This is a genomic window from Paenibacillus sp. MER 99-2, from assembly GCF_023714095.1.
Lineage (GTDB): Bacteria > Bacillota > Bacilli > Paenibacillales > Paenibacillaceae > Paenibacillus.
Genome location: NZ_JAMAUZ010000001.1, coordinates 2,171,885 through 2,198,088, shown reverse-complemented (window position 1 = coordinate 2,198,088; position 26,204 = coordinate 2,171,885). Strand labels below are relative to the sequence as shown.

The window sequence follows — 26,204 nt, the reverse complement described above, 5'->3', positions numbered from 1 at the left end:
AAGAGACCGTTGCATACGTCCCTGACACTGGACTTTCTGTTATTTAACTTCTTTTTGCTGTTACTCGTACTGGTTGTATATATTATCGTATCCCTTGATGTCGTTGATTTTCGCATCTCTGACCATATCGTCGATCCCGATCTGAATGTAGAAGCACATGTGTATGTGGCTGAACTGGAGAAGGCAAGAAATCAGGAAGGTACGGGGCTTACATCCAATATCGAAACGCAGCGACTGGAGGATAGCGGTGGATGGTTAGAGATTTTGAATGCAGATCGCTCCGTTGTAAGTTCAGTCGGCAGTAAAAAGGACGCCATTAACCAGTACACGGAGTCCGAATTATTTGCCAAGTTAGAAAATCGCAGCGACCAGCCCTATTATTATTCCATTTCCCCGTTCGTTGCAGAGGGAGAAGCTAAATACCTTTTACTCAAACTTCCACGGGATCTGGTGAGCATTCGGATGAATGATAACCAACTGATTACGAATCTGAAGCATCCCTTGCCATTTTACATCTTGGTAGGTATTGGACTTCTGCTAGTACTAACGATTGTATACAGTTATTGGGTCGCCAAGCGAATTAAGAAACCACTTCGAGTGTTATCACTGGGGCTTACCCAAATGATTCGGGGGAATTACAGTACGCGTATGTCCATCTCTGCCGAGAAGGAGTTTGTGCAGATTGGTGAGACCTTTAACTTCATGGCAGATGTGATTGAGAAGACGTCAGCCGAGAAACGTTACGCGGAAGAGAGCAAGCAGCGACTCATTGTGGATCTATCGCATGATCTCAAGACACCGATTACGTCTATTCAAGGTTATGCTCAGGCGCTGGTCGAGGGTCGAGTTGGGGATGCAGAGAGACAGCAACGGTATCTAGGCTACATTCATAATAAATCTGTACAAGTTGCACGGATGATCCAAAATATGCTGGAACTGCTTAAGGTAGATTCACCCGACTTCCATATGAGCATCAAGCAGCGGGAAATTGGAGAATTTGTGCGAGAGGTCATGGCCGATACGTATGGAGAAATAGAACAAAACCAGTTTGCGCTACATGTTCTTGTGCCAGATGAAGAGATCTATGCCAGATATGATCCGGAGCTGTTATCCCGTGTCATTCAGAACTTGATTACCAATGCACTTGCATATAATCCAAGAGGTACAGAATTACGCGTAGAGCTGATCCCACAGGAAACGTATGTGTCCATTGAAGTCGCTGATACCGGGGTAGGTATACCTCAGGAATTATGGGCAACGATATTTGATCCTTTTGTTCGAGGGGATGCAGCGAGATCGGGAACGGGTGGAACTGGACTCGGGCTCGCTATAGCCAAACGGAATACAGAGAAAATGGGAGGCCATCTCACGTTGTCTCAGCGCGGACGGGAAACAACCATCTTCACCATTGTTATGCCAAAATAAAAAGAGAAGAAGCCGATCTGCATGCGATTTCCGCGTCGCATACAGATTGCTTCTAGAAGGCTAACCATAGACATGTACATTAGAAATGGGAATCTGGAGGGGACATATTGTTTAAAGTAAAAAACTCATTTGCACGATTTAGCATTGGATTAGCTCTTGTGCTGATCAACATCTATCTATTATCTAAAGTGAGCTTCATATTCCAGCCATTAGTTACGATGATTACAGTCATTACTGTGCCGATGATGCTTTCGGTGTTCTTTTATTATCTACTGAGGCCTTTGGTTAATTATATGGAGAGAAAGAAGCTTAACCGAACGGCCAGTATCCTGCTGATCTATCTGATCTTTGGCATCTTGCTTGTGCTGTTTGTTGTGGGGTTATGGCCATCCTTGCGTCAGCAATTGATCAATCTAGTGGAAAATGCGCCAAACCTGCTTAATTCACTAAGTGTTCAGCTCAAAGCATTAGAACAAAACGGTGTAATTACGACCTTGTTCCCGGATAATTCAACGCCGTTCTCTCAAATTACCGAATATATCAATAAAGGATTCAACTTCGTGACGGACTACGTTAGTGGTCTCATCTCACTTATCTCCAGTTTTGCAATTATCCTGTTCACCTTCCCGATCATTTTGTTCTACATGCTGAAACAAGGAGAGAAGTTTGGTCGTATCATCGCGTCGATTGTGCCCAAGCGTTTTCAGAAGGACAGTCGTGAAGTGGTGCTGGAGATTGATCAGGCGCTCAGTGGATTTATCGTAGGACGAGTGCTTGTAAACCTGGCATTAGGTGTATTAATGTATATAGGTTTTCTAATCATCGGTTTACCGTACGCACTGTTGTTGACCGTCATTGCTGTCATTATGAACTTTGTTCCATTTATCGGTGCGATCGTATCTTCGATCCCTATTGTGATTATGGGGCTCGTCGTATCGCCTTCAGTGGCGATCTGGTCACTCATTATTATTCTTGTGGCGCAGCAGATTCAAGATAATCTAGTTGCTCCGTATGTATTCGGCAAAAAGCTGGATATTCACCCGCTCACAACCATTATCTTGGTGCTCGGTGCGGGGGACTTGGGCGGAATTATAGCTATTCTCATCATTATTCCGTTCTATATGATTCTTAAAATCTTGTTGGTACGTATCTACAATTTGTTCTTTAAGGAAAAGTGGCAAAATGCCTAGTGAGTTTTCAGACACGAACTAATCCAAATTCATAAGAATGGAGCGATCCACATGACTGAAATCGTACCTGTAACTTATCATGAACCTGAATATATTAAACCTCAGCCAGCTCTGATTGGCGCAGTTCATATTGCTACGGATGTTGTATCCAAAATTGTAGGCATAGCTGCACAGACAACCGTGGGAATATCGTCCATGTCTTCAGGCTTAACGGAAGGTATTGCAAAGAGTATTAGTGGCAAGAGCCTGCAAAAAGGAATTGATGTGATTGTAAAAGAAGAGCGTGCATCGATTCAATTAAGAATTATTTTGCAATATGGTTGCCGTATGCATGAGGTCTGCCGTGAATTGCAGCACAATGTGCAGCAGGCTGTAGAGAATTTCACAGGAATATTCGTTGATGAAATTAAGGTTCATGTGGTGGGTGTATCCATGCAGGAACAGCAGGTTTAAACGAGGTATAATCTTGATTGGGTAACCATTAGATATCATCTGAGATTAAATTTCGAGGATTCGGTCCAATAAGAGAAACAGCACATTCCCTTTAACTATGAAGTGGGGAAGGTGCTGTTTTTTGTTTGCGATACTGAGTTGGAGATTGTCCCATGACCTTCTTGAACATCTTGGAGAAGAGCAATTGATCCAGATATCCGACGGACCGTGCAATGTCACCAATGCTTAGACTGGGATCAAGCGTCAGTTCTGCTGCTCTACGCATGCGGTAATTTACGAGGTAGGACTGAATGCTGCTTCCGATCAGATCTTTGAAGAGTGAGCACAGGTAACTTCGTTGTAGCCCAACATGTGAGGCAATAGCTTGAACCGTGATCGCATTGGCATAGTTCATCTCAATAAAATCAATGACCTGCGTAACATACGTATCCTTCGTATAGTCCTGCATCATAGGATGAGTGGTTTCACTAGCTTGATCTATCAGCACAGCAAAGTATTGGTATAACAAGCCGGTCATACTAATTTCCCAGCCTTTATGTGTATTTCTAGAACTAATCATGCGATGCAGACACGAGCGCAGTTCATCATCATTATGAAGTTCGAAGATCGGACACTGTTCAGACAGGCAAGCTTGTTGTAATAAAGAAACGACATTGCTCCCTTGAAAAGCCACCCAGCTATATTCCCATGGTTCATCTTGGTCAGCTGCATAATGAACAACAGAATGAGGCACGATGAGAAATCCTTGTCCTTTGTGTAATTTGAAGGTTTGCCCTCCGACCTGGAAAGTGCCTTTGCCATTCAAAATGTAATGAATTTTGTAGTAATCACGCATCGCTGGGCCAAAACTGTGCCCTGGTGTGCAAGGCTCGGTGCCATAATGGAGCAGCTGCAGCTCCTGAAATTGGTTGTTCTTGAACATATACGTAATCACTTGAGGTCACTCCTGTTCCGAAGACTATATCTTGCATTTTAACATATTCGATTGCGATATGTACGCATAATTGTTTTGTTTAACATAACATCTGATAATGATATAACAATCATTTTGCCATACGTAGGTAGTGAAATGCCATATGGTTTTCAGTAGTGATTGTCTAAGATAAGAGGGTGATCAACAATAACGCATAAGCAGAAATGAGAGATATGAATGCCCTATACTGCAAATAGTGAACGATACAACGAAATGAATTATGTCCGCTCCGGTAAATCCGGAATCAAGCTGCCTCAGATCGCACTAGGATTATGGCAAAATTTTGGCGGTAATCGCACCATGGATGTTCAGACAGAAATGATCCTTCGTGCCTTCGATCTGGGCATTAATCATTTTGATCTGGCCAACAATTATGGACCACCTCCGGGGTCAGCAGAGGAGAACTTTGGTGTCATTTACAAAAAGCATCTGTGTCCTTACCGGGATGAACTGCTGATCTCAAGCAAGGCTGGATATCATATGTGGGAAGGTCCTTACGGCGAATGGGGTTCTCGCAAAAACTTAATTGCTAGCCTCGATCAAAGTCTCAGCAGAATGGGACTTGATTATGTCGATATTTTCTACCACCACCGTCCAGACCCTGAGACACCACTGGAAGAAACGATGGCTGCTCTCGATCATATTGTAAGACAAGGCAAAGCATTATACGTGGGCTTGTCCAACTACAATGCTGAGCAGACGCAAGAAGCCGTTACGATTCTTCGTCGTTTGGGCACGCCATGTCTGGTTCACCAGCCAAACTATTCCATGCTGAATCGCTGGATTGAAGATGGACTTCAGGATGTGTTGGACGAACAAGGTGTGGGTTCAATTGCGTTCTGCCCTCTTGGCCGCGGACAGTTAACGAATAAGTATGTTGAGAAGATTATTGCGGAACGGGCTAACCCAACAGGGAATTTGAAAGTAGAGGCTTATACCGACGAACGGATTGCCAAGTTCGAAGCGCTTCAAGCTGTTGCTGAACGTAGAGGACAGACGATATCCCAGCTTTCACTAAACTGGATTCTACGTGGCAACCGTGTGACCTCAGCTCTGATCGGTGCAAGCCGCGTGTCACAGATCGAAGAGAACGTAGCAGCTCTTAAGGCACCGGAATTAACAACAGAAGAGCTGAACGAGATCGATCGCATCTTGGACGGTATTGGAAATTATCCTTGGTAATGAGATTATGAAATGGAATAATGAAATGCGATAGTGAAATGAAAATTCGAGAGCGTCTTCCAGTGTATAGGAAGGCGCTTTTGAGTTAATAGACATTCGAGTAGAGTATACATTGTGCGTAATGTTAATAATGATTGATTAACAGCCTTGAAGACAGGCTGTTATTTTTTATTTTTTTAATGAATTCAGTTCATAGCACCTGGTCCTAGGATTTGAGGTATAATGTATAGATGCTTTACATTTTGAAACATGAAGGAGAGGCTCCATTTGAACTTTGAACAGTGGATTTCGCCTGAAAGCTATAACCTGACATCCGAGATGGAGAATCACCCGTCAGATCGGATTGCACTTAGATGGCTCAGCGATCATCAAGAGTTGGAAGAGATCACATACGGTGATTTATTTAAGCAGGCCAACCGTCTTGCTGGTGGATTACGTGACTTAGGACTGGAGAAGGGCGATCGGGTGCTGGTCATGGTACCACGCCGTATTATTGCCTATGTTATTTACATTGCTTGCCTGAAGCTTGGCATTGCTGTGATCCCTTCTTCCGAGATGCTACGAGCGAAGGATTTGGAATATCGTCTGCGGCACTCTGAAGCCCGTGCAGTTATTGTGTGGTCTGAGACAACAGCAGAAGTGGAGAAGATGAATTCAGATCTGCCATCACTCGCACACCGGATCGTTGCATCACCTCATGGTGACACTGGCGTACCGGCCGAAGGCTGGGTGAACGTGGAGCAATTAATGCAAGGTCAATCGGATGAGATGGCTGCGGTAGAAACACATCGTGATGATATCGCGATTCTTGCGTATACCTCAGGAACAACCGGTAATCCCAAAGGAGTTGTACATAGCCATGGTTGGGGATATGCTCACCTGCGGATCGCTTCTTCATTGTGGCTGGATATTCAGCCATCAGATACCGTATGGGCAACGGCAGCACCTGGATGGCAAAAATGGATCTGGAGTCCGTTCCTCTCTGTACTCGGAAGGGGTGCAACAGGGCTGGTCTACAATGGGTCATTCCATCCCAAGCGTTACCTACAACTCATGCAGGAGCATGAGATCAGTGTGCTCTGTTGTACACCGACGGAATATCGACTAATGGCAAAAACAGATGATCTGGGACACTATGACTTGTCCAAGCTCAGTAGTGCCGTATCTGCTGGTGAGCCGCTTAATCAGGAAGTTATTGAAATATTCCAACGTCATTTCAATCTCACGATTCGAGACGGCTATGGACAGACGGAAAGTACGTTGCTTATTGGAAGCTTAAGTGGTGCGCCTATTCGAATTGGATCCATGGGTCAATCCATCACACCAGGTCTGATTGAAATTATAGATGAAGATGGTCAGCCGCAGCCAGCTGGACAAGTTGGAGATATCGCGGTGCATAAAGATATGCCAGCATTGTTCCGTGAGTATTATCAGGATGCTGGACGCAAGGAAGCTAGCCAACGGGGCGATTATTTTGTAACAGGAGATCGCGCACGTAAGGATGAGGAAGGCTACTTCTGGTTTGAAGGTCGGAGTGACGATATTATTATCAGTTCAGGGTATACGATCGGGCCATTTGAAGTCGAAGAAGCCCTTATGAAGCATGGCAGCGTGAAGGAATGTGCGGTGGTGGCAAGCCCAGATGAGATCCGAGGACATGTGGTGAAAGCCTTTGTCGTTCTTCGAGATGAAGCACTGGCTTCACCGGAACTGGTACGTGAATTGCAAAATCATGTCAAAGAGTGGACGGCACCTTACAAATATCCACGTAAAATTGAATTTGTTACCGATCTGCCAAAAACAAGCTCAGGTAAGATTCGCCGGATTGAACTGCGTGAACAGGAAAAACGAAACGTATAATGGTGATCTATAACTATAAAATTTTGAAACAGGAGTGAAAATATTCATGAGCGCATTTGAACAATCTTTTGAAAAGTCGTTAGAGCAATACGCCGAGTTGGTCGTTAAAGTCGGTGTGAATATTCAGAAGGGGCAAGATCTATTGGTGACTGCACCAATCGAGACATTAGAGTTCACCCGCTTGATCGTACAGAAGGCATATGCGGCCGGTGCGAAGTATGTACAAGTAGACTTTGATGACGACAATATTACACGCAGCCGTTTCGAGCACGGTTCGGATGATAGTTTTGACTACTACCCTGCTTGGAAGGGCGACATGATGGAACGCTTCGCCGAAGCAGGTGGAGCGACATTGACGATCAAGGTACCTGATCCAGAGCTGTATAAAGGGATTAATTCAGACAACGTTTCCCGTGCGACAAAGGCTGCTGCGGAGGCACGTAAAGGGTATTCCAAATACACGCGTAACCATGAAATTAGCTGGTGTCTGATCAAAGCGCCAACGAAGGCGTGGGCAAACAAAGTATTTGCGGACATACCAGAAGAAGATCGCATTAACGTGATGTGGGAAACGATCTTCAAAATGAACCGTGTTGACATCGGCGATGCTGTGCAGAACTGGAGAGAGCACCTGGATACACTCAATACCATGAGCGATTTGTTGAACAAGAAAAATTACAAAAGTCTGCACTACCGGGCACCAGGAACCGACTTGAAGATTGAGCTTGTTGACAATCATATCTGGGGCGGTGGCGGCAGCGAAAATAAACAAGGGGTCTACACCGTGGCAAATATGCCGACTGAAGAAGTGTTCACGATGCCTAAGCGCAGTGGTGTGAACGGTTATGTTAGCAGTACCATGCCGCTGAATCTGAACGGACAGCTTGTTGACCAAATGCGAATTACGTTTAAGGATGGACAGGTCGTTGCTTATACTGCAGCATCTGGCGAAGAGCATCTGAAGAACCTGTTTGCTACAGACGAAGGTGCACGTTATCTTGGTGAAGTAGCGCTGGTGCCGCATGATTCTCCAATCTCGAATCTGAATCGCATCTTCTACAACACGGGTATTGACGAAAATGCGTCCTGTCATTTGGCTGTCGGAAGTGCATACCCATTCAACATGAAGAATGGCACATCGATGTCCAATGAAGAATTACTTCAGCATGAGTGCAATGTGAGTCTGACACATGTTGACTTCATGATCGGCTCGGCAGAGCTCGATATTGATGGTGAATTGCAGGACGGAACGATTGAACCGGTATTCCGCAAAGGTAACTGGGCATTCTAATTGGTTCATGAACTAATTACATGATCGTACGAGAGTACTGATAAAAGATTATAATATAAGAGCTTTTGTATAAGAATATTGCTATAAGGTATTAATATAAGCGTATGATATGAAGGGAGAAGTGACTTCGGTAAGCGAAGTCACTTTTCTATTTCTATTCACTTGTGAGCTTAACGAAAAAGCAATTTAATAGAGTTACCGTCCTGCTGACATACAAACGTCTAGACCAACTTTACAGGCACACAAATTTCGCAGAAATGATTTTTCAGAAGTTGGTAGCGGTATCGTTCCATAACCGGTTTGGTATGATCGAGCGTGTGATGATTTTGTTGCAAATAAGGGATGATCTCATTCCATGCTTGCTGCATATCTTCTGCCGTGTGTCTGACCTTACAAATCAGGTATTCTCCGCCAGACAGTTCACTCATTTCGACAGCATCAGAATGCACAGGCTCAAGTTCAGTCATCACAATAGCTGCATCGTATCTACACTGTTGTGGGGGTGTGCTGGCTGGGTCATCCTGCGGAATGCCGAGTAAAATAGCTGATTCGGTAAGTAGCTCCTGATCATTCGCCCATTGCTTTAACCTATCCATAGCCTCTACATTGGCTGCCCCGTAAGGGCCGACCTGACGGACATAAGCGATGCGATACGATTGCAGCGTTTCGAAATACATTTCCATTGGATAGCATCCTCTCTATATTGATTTCTGTTACATGCTGGATGTTAACATGTTATAAAAAAAATTACATAACTATTTTTGGATAAATGAAGAGGATGCTCTGAAATGGAAAAATGGATTTTAAGACTTCTCACGCATTGCTTCCTTTCAAAGGACATCATAGAATAGGGAAGATATGTTATTCAGGATTGATAGGATTATAGTTGAGGGGAGAATCCAGTTATGGATATTACCAAGGCGTTCACGGATGAACCGTTTAGACAGTACATATTGGAGCATTTTTGTGATCAGCGTGATTTTATACAAGAAAGTGATGTTTCAGAAGTGAGAACGTTGAACGTGTCCCAAATTGGTGCAAGTAACCTTCACGGAATTGAATACTTTGTTGAACTTCAAGAGCTGGACTGTGCGTACAATCAACTGATTAGTCTGGATCTAAGTCGTAACCACAAGCTGAATAGGTTGGATTGCAGAGAGAATCAGCTTCTCGAACTGGATCTCCATGCCAACACAGAGCTGGAAATGCTCAATGTTAGTTTCAATCGACTTCGAAAACTGGATCTATCTCATAATCACAGACTTGTCGCTATAGAGTGTCATTGGAATATGTTATCGAATTTAGACTTAAAGGCTCTACAACAGTTGAAAGAGCTTGGCTGTGGCTATAACGCTCTCTTTTCTCTTGAACTTGCGCACAATAAACAACTAGAGCGGGTAGATTGTGCACATAATTATATGTTGGAGCTTGATCTAACCACATGTCCTAATCTGGTAGAGCTCCGCTGTAACCATAATCATATCAAGAAACTGAATCTTCGTTCGAATCTGTTATTAGAGAGCGTTCGGTGCTTTAATAACCACATTGATGAGCTGGATATCAGCCAGAATGAACGTTTGGTTGAACTGTATTGTTCTGATAATAAATTAAAGCAGTTGGATTATCGTCATAATCCGAAGCTAGAGAGACTCCAATATGCAGATAATCTAATCGTGGAAAAGAATCATGAAATCCATGGTATGGGTGTATTTCAATATGACGCTTCAATGACCAACTATCGCATGCCAGTGCTTATTCAGGAGAATGAGCTTGTGGTTACGGTACAAGTTTCAACCCAAGCTGAGATGGAAGACTTATCGACGTATATCGAAGAGGCCTGGAGACAGTGGGATCTGCTCTGTGCCCGTGCACTGGAGATGATTGCTGAGGCGCATCCTGATGAAGATGTGAATGAATTAGTTTTGGCTGATGCTGAATTCCAGCCTGATCGTTATTTCCGTTTAGGTTATGATGCGGGAGATACACCAGCTGGGCAATTATATATCTATGTCGAGTTTAATGGTGACCTGGAGGTTGCCAACGATCTAGTCTATGAAACGTATTGAGGACATCCATGATTAAAATGGATAGATTCATGGATGAAAATAGAACACGATATGATCTATCTGTATTCAAAAAGGCTATTCCCAGATACGCGTGGTCTGGTGAATAGCCTTTTATTCGAATATCTCAGATGAAATCGGATTAAAGTGCGGTGGTCAATCTGATGTTATTCGGCACTCATTTTGTTGAAGCTAACATATTCATGAATTGGTTTACGATACCCACGAGGGCGCTGCTTCGCTTCGGATTTTTTGCCCATGGTGATCAGCATCGCAGGTACATAATGTGCAGGAATATCCAAGCTACGTTGTAACTCTTCAGCATCAAAGCCGATCATAGGGCAGGTATCCCAGCCACGATCCTGTGCGATCAGCATCAATTGCATGGCAGACAGGCTGGCATTACGAATCGCATCCTCACGTTGGAAGAACTTGCCGCGTGTTTCATAAAATTCAATGACGCTCTGCGATTCCTGTTCATATTGGAACGGGGTGAGAGCCCCAAGATTCAACAGACCTTCGTTGATTGTCCGGATATGGTGGTGTGCGTTGACATCGCCTAAGACGACAATAACAGCTGAGGCTGTTTTTACTTTATATTGCTGTGAAGCTTCGTATACTTTCTCTTTCTGTGCTGCATCCGTAATCACCAGATAATGCGTATGTTGTAGATTGAAGGCAGAGGGTGCGAATTTATTCAGTGCGAACATTTCCTGCAACTCAGCTTCTGAAATCTCAATTCCTTCTTCAAAAATAACTGCCGATCTACGCTCTTTAACTAATCTCTCCAGCTCACTCATGGTAGCTTACCTCGCTTATGTATGATTTATAAACTGACTATAACACACTTAGTTACTTTATGTAAGTATTATTTTCTGAATAAGACAAGATGGGTTTGCCATAATGTAAAATAAAACAGTCTGAGGTGATTCATGAAAACCTTTATTACACGTCTAAAAACCATGAATGCTCATCCTGAATTTCGGGTGTATGTCATTGAATCCTCTGCCATAAAACGCTTTTTCGTCTTGGAAATTATTTTGGGAACCCTCGTATATAATCTCGCACTGTACTTATCTCACAATGCATTATTAGCCGGAGTCGGTTCCTGGGCTGGAACAGAAGGTGTGAAACGATTACCCGTAGTATTCAAAAGAATAGCTTTTGCATGACTTGCTGGAATGACAACGTAAGGGATAATGGAAGAGTACGTGATTAGGTGTATGTATGAATAATGAAATAGGGGGGGAGCAAGAAGAGCTATCAATACCTCTTCTTGCTCCAATCATAGCTGATCTATATGAGATAAGTGTCCTGCCACCATCATCCTTTGGTCCTTTAGATAATATGAATGAATGTGTCCGGTGTTGCTAATCTTATTTGGCACGCTCTAAATATTGTTCAAGCGTCAGTTTTTGGCTTGTAATTTCACCTGCAATATATACGCCGACATAGCGTACATGCCATGGCTCATACGAATAACCTGTTAATTTCTCCTGATCTTTGCCATAACGAATGATGAATCCGTATTTGTGCGCGTTAGCTTTTAGCCACTTACCTTCCTTGGTATTGCCAAAGCTTTGTTGTAGATCGTAACCAGCAGAGGCACTGGATATATCCATGGCAAGTCCGGTCTGATGCTCACTCTGACCTGGTCGAGCACTTGTTTTATTTGCCACCGCTTCACCTTTAATACTCGCATTGCGGTCAAAGATAGACTTTTGCGTTGCATAGGAACGATAACCAGACACAGCTTTGATATCAATGCCGTCTTTTTTTGCCGCAGCAAATAATTTCTCGATCGCCGTCGCGGCAACTTTACGCATTTGCTTCTTCGGGCTGGAACCGGAGAAGCTAAAAGGAATATTAGGCACAACTAGATCTTGAGGTGTATAAGTTGAGGGTAGATTTCTCTTCTTGTTAACAAGCACAACCGTGCTGGAGACATTCGTTACAGTTGCTACATTTTTAATAGTTTTGATCGTACGTCCTGGTGCATTATCATGCAAGAATTGTGTGAAGCTTGAGCTTGCAGCCGATGCTACTGGAGTAAGTGTATGATTTAATGGGAGCGTAGTGAATGCAGAGCCGGCTACCACAGAGCCAACTAGTATAGTAGAAATAATGGATTTACGAGACAATGATTTCATGATGTGTGTTCCTCCTCGGTTATATCAATCTATATACCGAGTATACTAGAGGATTATATCCATAGGTTCTCCAATTGTTTCCGAGTTGTAAACAAAGTTGATTCATCTTCTATTTGAATTGATGGTAGAGATGCAAAAAGAGATAGAGCTACAATAAAAGGATAAATAAATATAAAAAGACGTTGCAATAACTGCAACGTCTTAGATGTACCAATTCACATTATCGTTTGATGGAATATGTTTATTTCAATGAACAAGCGGCGTCGGATGCACTGGAACTGCCAGCGGCTACAGCACGAATATCTCTCACACGCACGTTGCTACTAAGTACACCAGCGTCACTGCTTAATGTGAATGAAGCATAATTCTGCTCTGTGTCCAGTTTCATCTGCTGTTCAAGGTTCAATTGCTGTTTCGGATCAACATAGAATGGAACCAGGTTGGTCTCAATCTGTTCATCTAGTGCAGCAGGTTCATCGATAAGCAAAATGACAATGATTCCATTACAGCCGCATCCTTCGGTATCATAGAATACTTTGAAATATCCGGGTTGATCATTCAAGCTCTCTGTTAGCCGAGCAGCAGCAAGATCTGTAATTTGAATATGCATATCGTTACACTCCTTTATAGGTTGACCGAAGTCATGAATGTAAATGGTTGAAACTTACTTCTTCTTTCATTATACCACTTTCACAACGAATCAACGCATTTTTTTGATCATTAGAGTGAAACTGAGGGTATTAAGTATGAGTACTCTTGCTTGTTAGAGGTGCCGCAAGCTTGCTTGCCGAAGTATGAAGCATGGGGATATTAAGCATAGAAAGGATGAGAATGATGACATCAGATTTTCTTAAGCGTCAAGCAGGGACATGGACAACTGAACCGGTAGCTACTCGGATGGATGGTGAACGACTTATTGTAGAAGCGAAGGAAGGCAGTGACTTTTGGGAGAAAACTTTTTATGGATTCGTTCATCAAAGTGGACATGCCTTACTTGAAGCTTGGGAGGGCAACGAGGCGATTGAGGTTTCATTTGATTTGAGCTCATTTACGGAGTTGTATGATCAAGCAGGGCTGATGCTCTGGCATGGTTCGAATCAATGGATCAAGGCAGGTGTCGAAGTAAATGACGGCGTGGCACATGTGGGAGCGGTCGTCACAGATGGCTACTCGGATTGGTCGCTATCACCCGTACCCGAATGGGGTGGACGGATCGTTACCATACGCGCATCGTATCATAACGAAGCTGTTGTAATTCGTGCCCGCACGGATGAACATGCATGGCGGACGATTCGTGTTGCAAGGTTTGCATACACTGAGAACAAGCAAGCAGGGCCATTTTTATGCTCGCCGAAGCGTGCGGGATTCGAGGTTGCGTTTACGAAGTGGAGATCAACAGCACCTGATGAAGATTTGCATACCGACCCGCCTATTCTAGATTGAATGTATGAAATTTGGATAAACGCAAAAAAAGACGGTGCTGAATAGCCCCGTCTTTGTGTTTATATTGTGTTTGCATCATGTGAATTTTGATCGTTGCTTATTTTAAAAAATAAGGCATCAGAATGGTGCACAGATCTGCACTACTTTTAATTCGAATCTTTAGCTTCAGAATTGGAGTCCGCGTTATCCTCACTGTTGTCCTCTGCTTCGTTCAACTCACGCATGCGCTCTTCATAATCATCAAGGAACCATAGTGGATCCATGTTGTCTTCCTCGCCGTTATAATTAATCAGCACCTCGTCGCCTGCTTGAATGTCCGTATACGCATAAAAATCAAATGTGTGATTTTCAAAGTTGATCTCGTAAGTTGCATTTGGCTCGTAGGAGTGGTTAATCAAGCTCCCATATCCAAGCAGGATCGCTGTATGATTAGCCCCGTATTCAAATACGTAATCTTCAAGAATTGTTTTCTCAATATGCTCATGATCTTCGTTAGGATAAGGGACAACTGGTGCTTGGTGGAACAACTGTCCTTTAGGAATATTAACGGTAGCAAAAACCCCGCGGTTGAATTCACCATCACCTAATTTGGATTGTTTTACTTCAATCATTATGTTCACCTAATGCTCTGCCTAGAGCTCCGTTCTTATTAATAGTTTGAGAGGTTGTTAAAAAAGTCCGCTTTTGATTACGAAGGATGCGCGAGTAGCATCTCAGCGTCGAATATGGGATTCAGCCGAAATGTCCGTTGCTCACGTAGTTTTGCCTACGCTCCGCTACTCCATTTCTATCTTCATCCCATCTGCTTGGTACTGAAAACCGCTCTTTTTGAACACGCACTTTAAGGTCAAATTTTACCCTATCTCATCTTTAATGGCAAATGTTAACCGGTGTACGTCATGTTTAGATAAATTCATAAGAGAAAACTTGGCCAATAGAAATATCTAACTTAAAATTTTAAAAGTTGACGTTGAGTTGTACAGGATAGAACGCTTATAATATACAAGAATAAGTCTATATAGAAAAGGTGTCATGAATGAGTATATTAAATGTGGAAAAATTAAGTCACGGTTTCGGTGACCGTGCTATCTTTACTGACGTATCTTTCCGCCTCCTGAAAGGCGAACACATTGGATTAATTGGAGCCAATGGTGAAGGTAAATCAACCTTCATGAACATTATTACAGGTAAACTCCAGCCAGACGAGGGCAAGGTGGAATGGTCCAAGCGGATGCGTGTAGGTTATTTGGATCAGCATGCCGTATTAAGCAAAGGACAATCCATTCGTGATGTACTTCGCGGTGCGTTCCAGTATCTGTTTGATATGGAGCAGGAAATGAACGACATGTATGGCAAAATGGGAGATGTGACTCCAGAAGAGCTTGAGCAACTGCTTGAGGATGTTGGCACGATCCAAGATACGTTGACGAACCAGGATTTTTACATGATCGATGCTAAAGTGGATGAGACAGCACGTGGTCTTGGTCTTACAGACATTGGCTTGGACAAAGACGTTAACGATCTAAGTGGTGGACAACGTACGAAGGTATTGCTTGCTAAGCTGCTGCTTGAGAAACCTGACATTTTGCTCCTGGACGAGCCGACGAACTATTTGGATGAGCAACATATCGAATGGTTGAAACGTTACTTGCAGGAATATGAGAATGCCTTCATTCTGATCTCGCATGATATTCCATTCCTGAATAGCGTAATTAACTTGATCTATCATATGGAAAATCAAGATCTGACTCGTTATGTCGGAGACTATGATCATTTCCAAGAAGTGTATGAGATGAAAAAGCAACAACTGGAGTCGGCTTATAAGCGCCAACAACAGGAAATTGCTGACCTCAAAGACTTCGTTGCTCGCAACAAGGCAAGTGTGGCAACGCGGAATATGGCGATGTCCAGACAGAAGAAGCTTGATAAAATGGATGTTATTGAGCTGGCGAAGGAGAAGCCGAAGCCACAGTTTAACTTCCGTGATGCAAGAACTTCTGGCAAGCTTATTTTCGAAACAAAAGGGCTTGTGATTGGTTATAATGAACCATTGTCCAGACCGCTTGATTTGCGTATGGAACGTGGTCAGAAGATTGCGCTTGTCGGCGCAAACGGAATTGGTAAAACGACGCTGATGCGTAGCATTTTGGGAGAGATTCAAGCTCTGGAAGGTACTGTGCAGCGCGGAGAACATCTGGAGATTGGATACTTCCAGCAAGAAATGAAGGATGCGAATTACAACACTTGTATCGAAGAGATCTGGCAGGAGTTCCCTTCTTATACCCAGTTTGAAGTACGTGCTGCTCTAGCGAAATGCGGACTAACAACGAAGCATATCGAGAGTAAAGTTGCCGTACTTAGTGGTGGGGAAAAGGCGAAAGTCCGTTTGTGCAAGCTGATCAACAATGAAACCAACCTGCTTGTACTCGATGAGCCGACGAACCATCTGGACGTTGATGCGAAGGATGAACTGAAACGTGCACTCAAAGCATACAAAGGCAGCATTTTGCTGATCTCTCACGAACCTGAATTTTACCGTGACGTTGTTACCGAAACGTGGAACTGCGAATCATGGACAACGAAGGTATTCTAGAAATTGAAGTAGAAAAGCTGTCTTAAGAAAATTTAAACGTTCAACTCACATTAGAGTTGATGAACTAGGTAAACCATCATTGGAAAAGGATCATTCCATGCCAATGATGGTTTATTTTTTATAAAAAAACAATATTTAATATGGTAGAGTTAGTTTCTCAAATCCTGCATTTCACTGCGTGAATCATGAAAAACTTCTACCTAGTTGATAGGCTTGTTCCAGCAAGCCGTCGATGTGTTGCCTGGATTCTGAGAGCGTTTCATAAAGGAAGACTACATCGGAATGTTGAATTCCTGCATAGCCAGCAATACCGTTGTTGAGATAATTCGTAATCATCTCGCTGTATCCATATTTTTCGAAAACGGCCTCTGTACCTCCAGCCAAACCAATCCACAGTGTCTTTTTGGAATTAACTTTGTGGAGCAGTCCCATGTTCCATATTTTATCCAAGTAAGCCTTGAGCATCGAAGGCACACTATACCACCAAATAGGGAAGATCAGTACAATGGCATCGGCATCAAGAATTCGATCCATTTCCTTACGAATAGCAGGAGCATAATGCTTGTTGGGATTCTGCCAATCCTTTTCATCTTCCGCGGTATACAGCGGGTCAAATCCATCATGATACAAGTCTAGAATATCGACTTCATGGTGATTCTCTTTTATACCAACGATAAATTGGTTCATAACAGCAAATGTTAGAGAATCCTGTCTAGGATGAGTAACAACTAATTTAATTTTCATGATTAATTCCTTCCTTTAACCTCATTTTGGTGATCCGTGATGACAGATGTTATTATAAGTTGCATGATGTGCTACTGAGAAGTACGCACCTTAAGGTACTGTAGAAACCTTCAAGTACTTCGGTTACTTTGGGTAACCTAGAAATAGAACTTTAAATAGAGGAGGATTAAGGTGGAAGAAGTAACCAAGAAATATGAGAGCGGTGTACAAGCTTTGTTAGAACTAGTAGGCGGAAAGTGGAGAATTCTCATTTTGCATCAATTGATATCCGGTCGGAAACGAACAAGTGAGCTGCGGAGAGCGATTCCCGCTATTACCCAGAAAGTGCTTACCCAACAACTCCGTGAGCTTGAAAAGCATGGAATTATAAACCGTATCGTCTATTACGAGATTCCTCCGAAAGTAGAGTATGAGATCAGTGAGTACGGATTAACCTTGCAGAACATTATTGATCAGATTTGTATGTGGGGAGAGAGCCATCTAGACAAAATGTATGGTGACAAAAACAAAGTGCTGGAAAATCGTTTTAGTGATTACACTCCAACGTCGATTACAACTTGATAAAATGATGCTTAAACCATCCTCCATTAGAGAGGGTGGTTTTGTTGTTTTTTGTCCTTTATTAGAGAAACTGATAAATGGTATAAAATCATTGAAATTGACCCTCACCATTGGGTGTGATAGGTTCAATGTAGTAGAAATTTATTAATATGATCATTTTAGTAGGAATTAAAATCGAAGCAATGCGTGAGGTGGACAATGGTGGAACTACAAGTGACTAACAGCCCATTTAATCAGGAACAGGTGGAATTGCTCAATCGCCTTCTTCCGACTCTGACCGATGGACAACGGGCTTGGCTGAGCGGATATATAGCTGCACAACAAGGAAGTGTGGCAGGGGCGTCAGGTTCGATTGCAACTCAGACTGCTCAGACGGCAACCCTTGCGACTGAAAATACACCTGTTGCATCAAAAGAAGTAACGGTGCTCTTTGGCTCTCAAACGGGGAATTCCAGTGGACTATCCAAGAAACTGGCTAAGAAACTCGAAGAACAGGGGCTACAAGTTACTTTATCCTCAATGGGAGATTTCAAACCGAACGGACTGAAGAAAATTGAGAATCTCCTGATCATAGTAAGTACTCATGGTGAAGGTGAACCACCTGATAATGCGATCCCATTGCATGAATTCCTGAACAGCAAACGAGCACCTAAGCTTGAAAGCTTGCGTTACTCGGTTCTGGCTTTGGGAGATACATCGTATGAGTTTTTCTGCCAAACAGGCAAAGATTTCGATAAACGTTTGCAAGAGCTAGGCGGTACACCACTCGTTCCACGTGTTGATTGTGATGTTGATTTTGACGAACAGGCTGCGGAGTGGATGAATGATGTATTAGCTTCATTAAGTGCTACAGCAACGTCAGCTGGATCAGTGACGAGCGAAGCGATCGTTGCCGCAGTTAGCGGCGGTGAATCGGAATTTAGCCGGACGAATCCTTTCCAAGCAGAAGTGCTGGAAAATCTGAATTTGAATGGTAGAGGATCAGATCGTGAAACGCGCCATATAGAGTTATCACTTGAAGGTTCTAACCTGAATTATGAGCCCGGCGACAGCCTAGGCGTATTTCCAGAGAACCACCCTCGCCTTGTTGACGAATTAATTGCTGCGATGGAATGGAATGCGGATGAACGTGTTACTGTGAACAAAGCAGGGGATCAGGTAGCGGTACGTGAAGCATTATTGCGTTATTTTGAGATTACTGCTGTAACTAAACCCGTAGCTGAGCAATTAGCTAAATTGAAACCTGAGAGCGGTCTGTCAGCACTGCTTGCAGATGATTCGGAATTCCGCAAAGTGATGAATAGCTGTGACCTGCTCGATATCGTTCAGGATTATAAGCTGCAAGGCATTTCGGCTGGGCAGTTTGTAGCGGTATTGCGGAAGATTCCAGCGCGACTGTATTCAATTGCTAGTAGTTCCAAGTCATTCCCAGATGAAGTACACCTTACAGTGCGTACCGTTCGTTATGAAGCACGGGGAAGAGAGCGCTATGGTGTATGTTCCGTACATTTGGCTGAGCGCATTGAAGCCAGCGACACGCTGCCAATATATATTCAGCACAACCCTAACTTTAAACTGCCTGAGAATCCTGACACCCCAATTATTATGGTGGGTCCTGGTACGGGGGTGGCTCCATTCCGATCATTCCTCGGGGAACGGGAAGAGACTGGAGCAGAGGGTAAATCATGGTTGTTCTACGGTGATCAGCATTTCTCTACAGACTTCCTCTACCAGACGGAGTGGCAACGCTGGCTTAAAGACGGTGTTCTCACAAAGATGGATGTAGCCTTCTCCCGTGATACGGAGCAGAAAGTATATGTACAACACCGCATGTTGGAACACAGCAAAGAGCTGTATCAATGGTTGCAAGAAGGTGCGAGTGTATATGTTTGTGGAGATGAGAAAAAGATGGCTCATGACGTTCACAGTGCACTTGCAACTATTCTGGAGCAAGAAGGCGGTCTGACTCCTGAGCAAGCAGCAGAATATCTGACAAGATTGCAACAGGATAAACGTTATCAGCGGGATGTGTATTAATTCATCTATTGCCACAAGGGCACCCGTAGAAACGAGAGGAGAAAGCAGCATGGTTTATAATAATTTACTTAACCCACAGCGCACGAATAGTGATGTGGAAGATATAAAGATCAAAAGTGATTACTTGCGCGGAAGTCTTACCGAAACGCTTGCAGATCGCATTACCGGTGCGATTCCTGAGGACGATAACCGTTTGATGAAACATCACGGTAGTTATATGCAGGATGATCGTGACCTACGTAATGAGCGTAATAAGTCTAAGCTTGAGCCAGCTTACCAGTTCATGCTGCGTGTCCGTGCTGCAGGCGGAATCGTAACACCTGAACAATGGCTTATGATGGATCGTGTCGCGCACAAATATGCAAATAACACGATTCGTTTGACCACACGTCAATCCTTCCAACTGCATGGTGTATTGAAATGGGATCTCAAAAATACGATTCGTGAAGTAAATGACTCCTTGCTGAGCACACTCGCTGCATGTGGAGACGTGAACCGGAACGTGATGTGCAATCCGAATCCGAATCAATCGGAAGTTCATGCAGAAGTATACGAATGGGCATGTCAGGTCAGTAATCATCTTGACCCTCGTACCCGTGCGTATCACGAGTTGTGGTTGGATGGAGAGAAAATCATTGATTCCCAGGAGAGCGATGAAGAAGTAGAGCCGATCTATGGCAAAGTATATTTGCCACGTAAATTCAAGATCGGTATCGCCGTTCCACCATCTAATGATGTAGATGTATTCTCACAGGATCTTGGTTTTATCGCGATTGTGGAAAATGGAAAACTTCAGGGTTTCAACGTCTCTGTCGGCGGTGGCATGGGCATGTCCCATGGTGACTCCAAAACGTATCCGCAGGTATCCAAAGTGATTGGCTTCTGTACACCAGAACAGATGATTGATGTCGCTGAGAAAACAGTGACAATTCAGCGAGATTATGGAGATCGTGCCGTGCGTAAACATGCGCGATTCAAATATACGCTGGATGACCGCGGAGTAGAGTGGTTCGTTGAGGAATTGAGCAGTCGCCTGGGCTGGAAGCTGGACGCAGCTCGTCCATTCCACTTTGATCATAATGGCGATCGTTATGGTTGGGTGAAAGGCAACAACGGCAGATGGCACTTTACGTTATTCATTCAGAATGGCCGGGTAAAAGATATCGATGGATATCCTCTCATGACGGGTCTTCGCGAGATTGCTAAGATTCATACAGGGGATTTCCGTCTGACCGCTAATCAGAACCTGATTATCGGTAATATCAGCAGCCAGAAGAAGAAAAAGATCGAAGCATTGATTCAAGAATACCATCTGACTGACGGGGCACACTATTCAGCGCTACGGAGAAGTTCGATGGCTTGTGTAGCCTTGCCAACGTGTGGTCTTGCCATGGCTGAATCCGAACGTTATCTTCCATCCTTGATTGATAAGCTGGAGCCGGTATTGGATGAAGCTGGTTTACGAGACGAAGAGATCGTTGTACGTATGACAGGTTGCCCGAATGGCTGTGCAAGACCAATGCTTGCAGAGATTTCATTTATCGGTAAAGCGCCTGGTAAATACAACATGTATCTCGGTGGCAGCTTCACTGGGCATCGCTTGAATAAATTGTACAAAGAAAACATCGGCGAAACCGAAATTCTGGAGACGTTGACTCCAATGATTAATCAATATGCGACACAGCGTAATGAAGGCGAGCATTTCGGTGACTTTGTCATTCGTGCAGGTTATGTTACTGAAGTGCTGGATGGCCGACAATTTCATGCTTAACTGTATCTGCAATATTGCATGATAGATCCGAGCATTTTCTTGTGATTTCAAACGAAAGAAGCATTCCTAAGCGGAGTGCTTCTTGCTGTATTTAACCAAATATATACAAATTGAACTGAACATTTACACGAGAACGGAGAGGACAGAAATAACAAGGAGAAGCGGAGCGTTCGCCTTTATCCCCGGATTTTTCCTTTGAAAAAGGGAATCAAAAAAATCTGGGGATAACAGCGATCGGAAGGTTATTCTGTCATCGGAGTGGCAGGTGTGAACATTCTTTAGTTCAACATATATAGATAAATTAGCAAGGTTATACTCACGCTATAAAGCGTTGCATCAGAGGGTAAACTGTGGCGAAACTTTAAACTCAGATCAATAACAGTCGCTATTTTTCCCATTATTTCGTGGGTATTAACTTGTTGAACCACGCTCAACAAGATATAATGACAAAGTAGAAAGCAGATTACATGTTGAAAGTGAGCGGAAACGATATGGGTCGTAAGTGGAATAATATTAAGGAAAAAAAAGCTTCAAAAGATGCAAACACGAGCCGGGTCTACGCCAAATTCGGTGTTGAGATCTATGTAGCTGCCAAAAAAGGCGAACCAGATCCGGAAGCAAACCGTGCACTGAAAGTCGTGCTGGAACGTGCGAAAACGTATAATGTACCCAAAGCCATCATTGACCGTGCGATGGAAAAAGCAAAAGGCAGCGGGGATGAAAACTATGAAGAACTGCGTTACGAAGGTTTCGGTCCGAACGGTGCGATGGTCATCGTAGATGCACTGACTAACAACGTGAATCGTACAGCGCCAGAAGTGCGCTCTGCGTTTAACAAAAACGGCGGAAACATGGGTGTCAGCGGTTCCGTGGCATACATGTTTGATCCAACGGCTGTAATCGGTGTTGAAGGTAAGAACTCCGAGGAAGTGCTGGAGATCTTGCTTGAAGCTGACGTAGATGTTCGTGACATCGTGGACGAAGAAGATGCGGTGATCGTCTATGCAGAGCCGGATCAATTCCATGCGGTACAAGAAGCATTCAAAGCTGCGGGTGTAACTGAATTCACTGTAGCTGAGCTGACGATGCTGGCGCAAAACCACATTGAACTTCCAGAGGATGCACAAGTGCAATTCGAGAAGTTGATCGATGCATTGGAAGACTTGGAAGATGTTCAGCAAGTGTACCATAACGTGGAGTTTGCAGAGTAAGCGGCAGATTTAAGTATAGTTGTATATTCAAAAGGACGAGTCATTGATATCAATGACCCGTCCTTTTTCTATCTACCTATGTCTCTATAGTAATGTTATAAGTGTAAGTCTATCAATTTTCAAGAAGCACCTACACTTGGCGCGACTTGATGAAGTGAAGATTGGCGACTTTAATCAATGACTTTGTCTGCTAGGCGCTGAAGCACGTGAGGACTTCGCTTGACCGCCAAACTTAAACAGAACAATTCCGCCTACAATAACGAGCACGCCGATTAACTGGTTCCAGGAGAATGGGATCTGCTCTAGCCCAAACCATCCCATGGCATCAAATAGAAGAGCGAAGCTTAACTGTGAAGTAAGCACAATTGAAATGGCATACGTTGGGCCTAGAAGCTTCATGCCTTGCACAAGGCAAAATACCACACCAACGCCAATCGCTCCGCTGAGCCAATACCAGGGCTGCATATGCTGGAGGCTAAATGTATTTTTGCCCTCCACTAGGATAGAGATTAGAAATGAAGCCAAAAAGCCGGTAAACAGTACCAGCGTCGTTGTAGACCACGAGCCAGTACGTTCATTGACTTTACTATTAAAGATCGTCTGTAAACTGACAAGTGCACCTGCTAGCAGAGCAAGCAAAATACCTGTAATGATCATGGGTTGTAATGCTCCTTATTCGTAAATGTTGTGACCCGCCACTTCCCGTAGACCTGCCCGATCCTTGACGAGGATAAAGCCTTGGTTTCGCTCAATGAGACCATCCACACACAGCTTTTGAATGACACGATTCAAATGCCTATAACTTGTGCCGATCAGATTCGCGATATCCGTCAAATTGAATGCATCCAACTCTTCATGAAATACGGTACCATCCTCCTCGGTGGAGATGGAGAGCAGGTAACTAGCTAACCGAACTTCGACTGGATACATCAGATTAAAGTTGGAGAAGTTGGAGTCAATATAAAACTTGTGCGAGATAATCTTTAGTAGAAATTTTAGCATGGGCGCGTATTCGCCAGCATACTCAGCCAGGTAGCGATAATGAATGCGTAGCATAACTACAGGTGAGACGGCTTGCACCGTGTTAACGATGTTGCTCTCCCGAACATATTCGATATCACCGACGACTTCCAAGGGTGTTTTGAAGCAGAGCACTAATGTTTTATCTTGTGCCGATGTCGTGAAGATTTTGATCTTGCCTTCCACCAGCACATATAAATATTCGGATGCCTCTCCCTCGCGACAGATCAGCTCACATTTCTCAAAATGGCATAACGTCATATGGTCACGTAGAGGCTCATAAAACACCGTCTCCAGTTGGTACTGTCTAAGATAATGAAGCAATTGTTCGTTATTATGGATTTCTTCCATTACGTATGCACCCCATCTGACGTTAATCTAGACAACTATAGCTTCATAATAATGACCCCAGTGATCATAAGTGCAATGCCCAGGAATTGGGGTAGTTTCATCTTTTGCTTCACCACACCAAACCATCCATTACTATCCACTAGAAACGTTAACGTCAATTGTGCAATCAACAAGGCAGATATGGTGAATGTCACACCCATTTGCTGAATCGCTGACACCTCACTGAATATAATGACAGCACCGAATGCTCCGCCTGCGAGATATAACGGCTTCACTTGCTTGAGTCCCTGTATGTTGGCATCACGTACAACGATCAAAATAAGCGCAGCCAGAATGAATCCGGTGAGCTGGGTAATGGTAGCGGCTTGCCATGTGCCAATGTCTGTACTAATGCGTGTATTTGCTACCCCTTGTAGCGTAATACATGCACCGCCTAATATTGCAAAAATAATTCCTCTCATGGTGGTACTCTCCTTATCCTGCGATGTTGCAACAGTTCCAGTTCAATGTAGACTGTCGATAAACTTCCGAATTCTATTAAATGACATAATAGCTTGGTAAGCCAAGGACAAATGTCCTGAGATTCAAAGTTACAGCATTTAGAGTACACGAAGAGCAAACAAAAAGCCACTCACGAGGAGGGCTTAAGTAATATTTTAGTTAATGGAAGATGAAATAAAATGCATATAACAACTTGTTATAACACCTTGAATATAGGTTGATCTCCTACAAAATGAATAGGTACAGTGGGGAACACTGTAGATAATCTGTCTGCGAGAAGTTTCATACCAGAGGCTTCGCTCTCCGCATGTCCCATCATAATAAGAGCCTTATCCTTCCCTTGCTGTACCGCATCTCGCACATATTCTGGGGTCTCCCATTCGAAGCCTTCGCCTGCAATGATAAGATCAAGCTGCTCATTCTGAAATAGCGGGATGGTCAGTGGAGCATTACCGCGAAAACCAACAAGGACTGCTGCGCGCCTACAATCCATCGTTGGACTGCCAACTACGCGGACGTATTCAAGACCTAAGGTTCTCTTCATATGGTGAGCAATATCCTGTACGGTTGTGTCGGGGGGAAAAGAAAGAATGTCAGCTTCTGGTCTGTGATGCTCCACATAGGCTGACCATCCCAAAGCTTGAATCAAGCCTTCCGTAATGCCGTCAGGTTGGTATCTATGAATGGCATCATGACAGCGATAAATCGCAATATTTGCTTCCTGAATCAAGCTTTTCTTAGCTTCGTACACTGGGTCATCTATCAACCAATCCGTGTGGCTGTGATGGTTATAGAAGGGAGGTTCATGGGCGATAATCAGATTAGCATTCAATCGAACGGCGTGTTCAATGACATGATGTGTTGGCATAAAGGTTACAAAAATGCCTTGAACAGCTTGATTCGGCGCACCAATCAGCAATTGATCTACTGTATTTTCCGGTAACGTTATGTCTGTCGTGAGATGTTGGATTACATTCTGAATGGTTAACTTCATATGTATAATTCCTCCAGTGACAGGTGATATGAATAGTGTACCATGCGGTGGTAGACTGGACTACTTTCAATTCAGGAGATAGGGAGATATTGTATTCTTTTCACAATAGATGAGCACCCATAGTTCAGACTAGGTAGGTTTGTTTCAATGTGGATACCCTTGATTAATGAATGAGTCTAAGGTATTTTTTGTATTTTGGTCACAAAGCTTACGTCTGAATTCAGATTACGCTTATGTTAACAACCGTAGATCGAATGTCAGCAAACATACCGTGGATTCTTGTAGTTTTCTCACTCAAGAAAAAGTATACTAGCATAGTATCTTTGTCGGATAAAATGGAATATCTAATCCTATCTAAACTGATATTACATGCAATAAGTCCTGTTTTTTG

General features: G+C 43.5%; 24 protein-coding genes. 13 read left to right on the top strand and 11 right to left on the bottom strand.

Annotated elements, in window-relative coordinates; genetic code table 11:
• Nucleotides 1-9: 9 nt before the first annotated feature.
• From M3636_RS09770 to M3636_RS09760, 3 genes are all read left to right on the top strand, one after another.
• Complete coding sequence (locus M3636_RS09770; protein ID WP_251382302.1) at nucleotides 10-1,425, top strand: sensor histidine kinase; 1,416 nt, start codon at nucleotides 10-12, stop codon at nucleotides 1,423-1,425.
• 107 nt (nucleotides 1,426-1,532) lie between these two features.
• Nucleotides 1,533-2,615: an AI-2E family transporter gene (locus M3636_RS09765; protein ID WP_251382301.1), complete on the top strand. Its 1,083-nt coding sequence runs from the start codon at nucleotides 1,533-1,535 to the stop codon at nucleotides 2,613-2,615.
• A 51-nt stretch (nucleotides 2,616-2,666) separates the two neighbouring features.
• Entirely contained in the window at nucleotides 2,667-3,068 is a 402-nt protein-coding gene (locus tag M3636_RS09760; RefSeq protein WP_251382300.1) for an Asp23/Gls24 family envelope stress response protein, read from the top strand.
• A 91-nt stretch (nucleotides 3,069-3,159) separates the two neighbouring features.
• Here the strand turns inward: M3636_RS09760 and M3636_RS09755 are convergent, their stop codons facing one another.
• Complete coding sequence (locus tag M3636_RS09755; RefSeq protein WP_251382299.1) at nucleotides 3,160-4,002, bottom strand: AraC family ligand binding domain-containing protein; 843 nt, start codon at nucleotides 4,000-4,002, stop codon at nucleotides 3,160-3,162.
• Between the two features lie 216 nt (nucleotides 4,003-4,218).
• Between M3636_RS09755 and M3636_RS09750 the strand changes: the two genes are divergently transcribed.
• From M3636_RS09750 to M3636_RS09740, 3 genes are all read left to right on the top strand, one after another.
• Nucleotides 4,219-5,223, top strand: a complete 1,005-nt coding sequence (locus tag M3636_RS09750; RefSeq protein WP_251382298.1) for an aldo/keto reductase — start codon at nucleotides 4,219-4,221, stop codon at nucleotides 5,221-5,223.
• A gap of 249 nt (nucleotides 5,224-5,472) precedes the next feature.
• Nucleotides 5,473-7,083, top strand: a complete 1,611-nt coding sequence (locus M3636_RS09745; protein WP_251382297.1) for an acetate--CoA ligase — start codon at nucleotides 5,473-5,475, stop codon at nucleotides 7,081-7,083.
• A gap of 46 nt (nucleotides 7,084-7,129) precedes the next feature.
• Nucleotides 7,130-8,374 carry an aminopeptidase gene (locus M3636_RS09740; protein WP_251382295.1) on the top strand — a complete coding sequence of 415 codons (1,245 nt, stop codon included), beginning with the start codon at nucleotides 7,130-7,132 and terminating at the stop codon, nucleotides 8,372-8,374.
• A gap of 221 nt (nucleotides 8,375-8,595) precedes the next feature.
• Here the strand turns inward: M3636_RS09740 and M3636_RS09735 are convergent, their stop codons facing one another.
• On the bottom strand, nucleotides 8,596-9,057 hold the full coding sequence (locus M3636_RS09735; RefSeq protein WP_251382294.1) for an AraC family transcriptional regulator: 462 nt from the start codon (nucleotides 9,055-9,057) through the stop codon (nucleotides 8,596-8,598).
• A 222-nt stretch (nucleotides 9,058-9,279) separates the two neighbouring features.
• Here M3636_RS09735 and M3636_RS09730 point away from each other — a divergent pair, with 222 nt between their 5' ends.
• On the top strand, nucleotides 9,280-10,440 hold the full coding sequence (locus M3636_RS09730) for a leucine-rich repeat domain-containing protein (RefSeq protein WP_251382293.1): 1,161 nt from the start codon (nucleotides 9,280-9,282) through the stop codon (nucleotides 10,438-10,440).
• Nucleotides 10,441-10,604: 164 nt separating this feature from the next.
• On the opposite strand, the gene M3636_RS09725 is transcribed toward M3636_RS09730, so the two are convergent.
• The 3 genes from M3636_RS09725 to M3636_RS09715 all read right to left on the bottom strand — a co-directional run bounded on the left by M3636_RS09725 (nucleotide 10,605) and on the right by M3636_RS09715 (nucleotide 13,197).
• Nucleotides 10,605-11,237, bottom strand: a complete 633-nt coding sequence (locus M3636_RS09725; protein ID WP_145410944.1) for a nitroreductase family protein — start codon at nucleotides 11,235-11,237, stop codon at nucleotides 10,605-10,607.
• 576 nt (nucleotides 11,238-11,813) lie between these two features.
• Entirely contained in the window at nucleotides 11,814-12,587 is a 774-nt protein-coding gene (locus tag M3636_RS09720; protein WP_128102429.1) for a M15 family metallopeptidase, read from the bottom strand.
• A 241-nt stretch (nucleotides 12,588-12,828) separates the two neighbouring features.
• Complete coding sequence (locus M3636_RS09715; protein ID WP_128102428.1) at nucleotides 12,829-13,197, bottom strand: iron-sulfur cluster biosynthesis family protein; 369 nt, start codon at nucleotides 13,195-13,197, stop codon at nucleotides 12,829-12,831.
• 224 nt (nucleotides 13,198-13,421) lie between these two features.
• On the opposite strand from M3636_RS09715, the gene M3636_RS09710 reads away from it, so the two are divergent.
• The gene (locus tag M3636_RS09710) at nucleotides 13,422-14,030 is read left to right on the top strand and encodes a DUF1349 domain-containing protein (protein WP_128104491.1); all 609 of its coding nucleotides are present in this window, start codon (nucleotides 13,422-13,424) and stop codon (nucleotides 14,028-14,030) included.
• Between the two features lie 146 nt (nucleotides 14,031-14,176).
• Here the strand turns inward: M3636_RS09710 and M3636_RS09705 are convergent, their stop codons facing one another.
• Entirely contained in the window at nucleotides 14,177-14,641 is a 465-nt protein-coding gene (locus tag M3636_RS09705) for an SET domain-containing protein (RefSeq protein ID WP_128102427.1), read from the bottom strand.
• A 425-nt stretch (nucleotides 14,642-15,066) separates the two neighbouring features.
• On the opposite strand from M3636_RS09705, the gene M3636_RS09700 reads away from it, so the two are divergent.
• On the top strand, nucleotides 15,067-16,623 hold the full coding sequence (locus M3636_RS09700) for an ABC-F family ATP-binding cassette domain-containing protein (RefSeq protein ID WP_128102426.1): 1,557 nt from the start codon (nucleotides 15,067-15,069) through the stop codon (nucleotides 16,621-16,623).
• A gap of 183 nt (nucleotides 16,624-16,806) precedes the next feature.
• Here the strand turns inward: M3636_RS09700 and M3636_RS09695 are convergent, their stop codons facing one another.
• Nucleotides 16,807-17,367: an NAD(P)H oxidoreductase gene (locus M3636_RS09695; protein WP_128102425.1), complete on the bottom strand. Its 561-nt coding sequence runs from the start codon at nucleotides 17,365-17,367 to the stop codon at nucleotides 16,807-16,809.
• Between the two features lie 171 nt (nucleotides 17,368-17,538).
• Here M3636_RS09695 and M3636_RS09690 point away from each other — a divergent pair, with 171 nt between their 5' ends.
• The 4 genes from M3636_RS09690 to M3636_RS09675 all read left to right on the top strand — a co-directional run bounded on the left by M3636_RS09690 (nucleotide 17,539) and on the right by M3636_RS09675 (nucleotide 22,947).
• Nucleotides 17,539-17,928: a winged helix-turn-helix transcriptional regulator gene (locus M3636_RS09690; RefSeq protein WP_128102424.1), complete on the top strand. Its 390-nt coding sequence runs from the start codon at nucleotides 17,539-17,541 to the stop codon at nucleotides 17,926-17,928.
• Nucleotides 17,929-18,129: 201 nt separating this feature from the next.
• On the top strand, nucleotides 18,130-19,965 hold the full coding sequence (locus M3636_RS09685) for an assimilatory sulfite reductase (NADPH) flavoprotein subunit (protein WP_251382515.1): 1,836 nt from the start codon (nucleotides 18,130-18,132) through the stop codon (nucleotides 19,963-19,965).
• Nucleotides 19,966-20,014: 49 nt separating this feature from the next.
• Complete coding sequence (gene cysI / locus M3636_RS09680) at nucleotides 20,015-21,736, top strand: assimilatory sulfite reductase (NADPH) hemoprotein subunit (RefSeq protein WP_128102423.1); 1,722 nt, start codon at nucleotides 20,015-20,017, stop codon at nucleotides 21,734-21,736.
• Between the two features lie 491 nt (nucleotides 21,737-22,227).
• Complete coding sequence (locus M3636_RS09675; protein WP_145048685.1) at nucleotides 22,228-22,947, top strand: YebC/PmpR family DNA-binding transcriptional regulator; 720 nt, start codon at nucleotides 22,228-22,230, stop codon at nucleotides 22,945-22,947.
• Nucleotides 22,948-23,121: 174 nt separating this feature from the next.
• Here M3636_RS09675 and M3636_RS09670 read toward each other — a convergent pair whose 3' ends face one another.
• The 4 genes from M3636_RS09670 to M3636_RS09655 all read right to left on the bottom strand — a co-directional run bounded on the left by M3636_RS09670 (nucleotide 23,122) and on the right by M3636_RS09655 (nucleotide 25,813).
• Nucleotides 23,122-23,604 carry a DMT family transporter gene (locus M3636_RS09670; RefSeq protein ID WP_285858633.1) on the bottom strand — a complete coding sequence of 161 codons (483 nt, stop codon included), beginning with the start codon at nucleotides 23,602-23,604 and terminating at the stop codon, nucleotides 23,122-23,124.
• Nucleotides 23,605-23,619: 15 nt separating this feature from the next.
• Nucleotides 23,620-24,318: a Crp/Fnr family transcriptional regulator gene (locus M3636_RS09665; protein WP_251382292.1), complete on the bottom strand. Its 699-nt coding sequence runs from the start codon at nucleotides 24,316-24,318 to the stop codon at nucleotides 23,620-23,622.
• A 35-nt stretch (nucleotides 24,319-24,353) separates the two neighbouring features.
• Nucleotides 24,354-24,779, bottom strand: a complete 426-nt coding sequence (locus M3636_RS09660; protein ID WP_128102421.1) for a DMT family transporter — start codon at nucleotides 24,777-24,779, stop codon at nucleotides 24,354-24,356.
• 236 nt (nucleotides 24,780-25,015) lie between these two features.
• Nucleotides 25,016-25,813: a Nif3-like dinuclear metal center hexameric protein gene (locus tag M3636_RS09655; protein ID WP_251382290.1), complete on the bottom strand. Its 798-nt coding sequence runs from the start codon at nucleotides 25,811-25,813 to the stop codon at nucleotides 25,016-25,018.
• Nucleotides 25,814-26,204 lie beyond the last annotated feature (391 nt).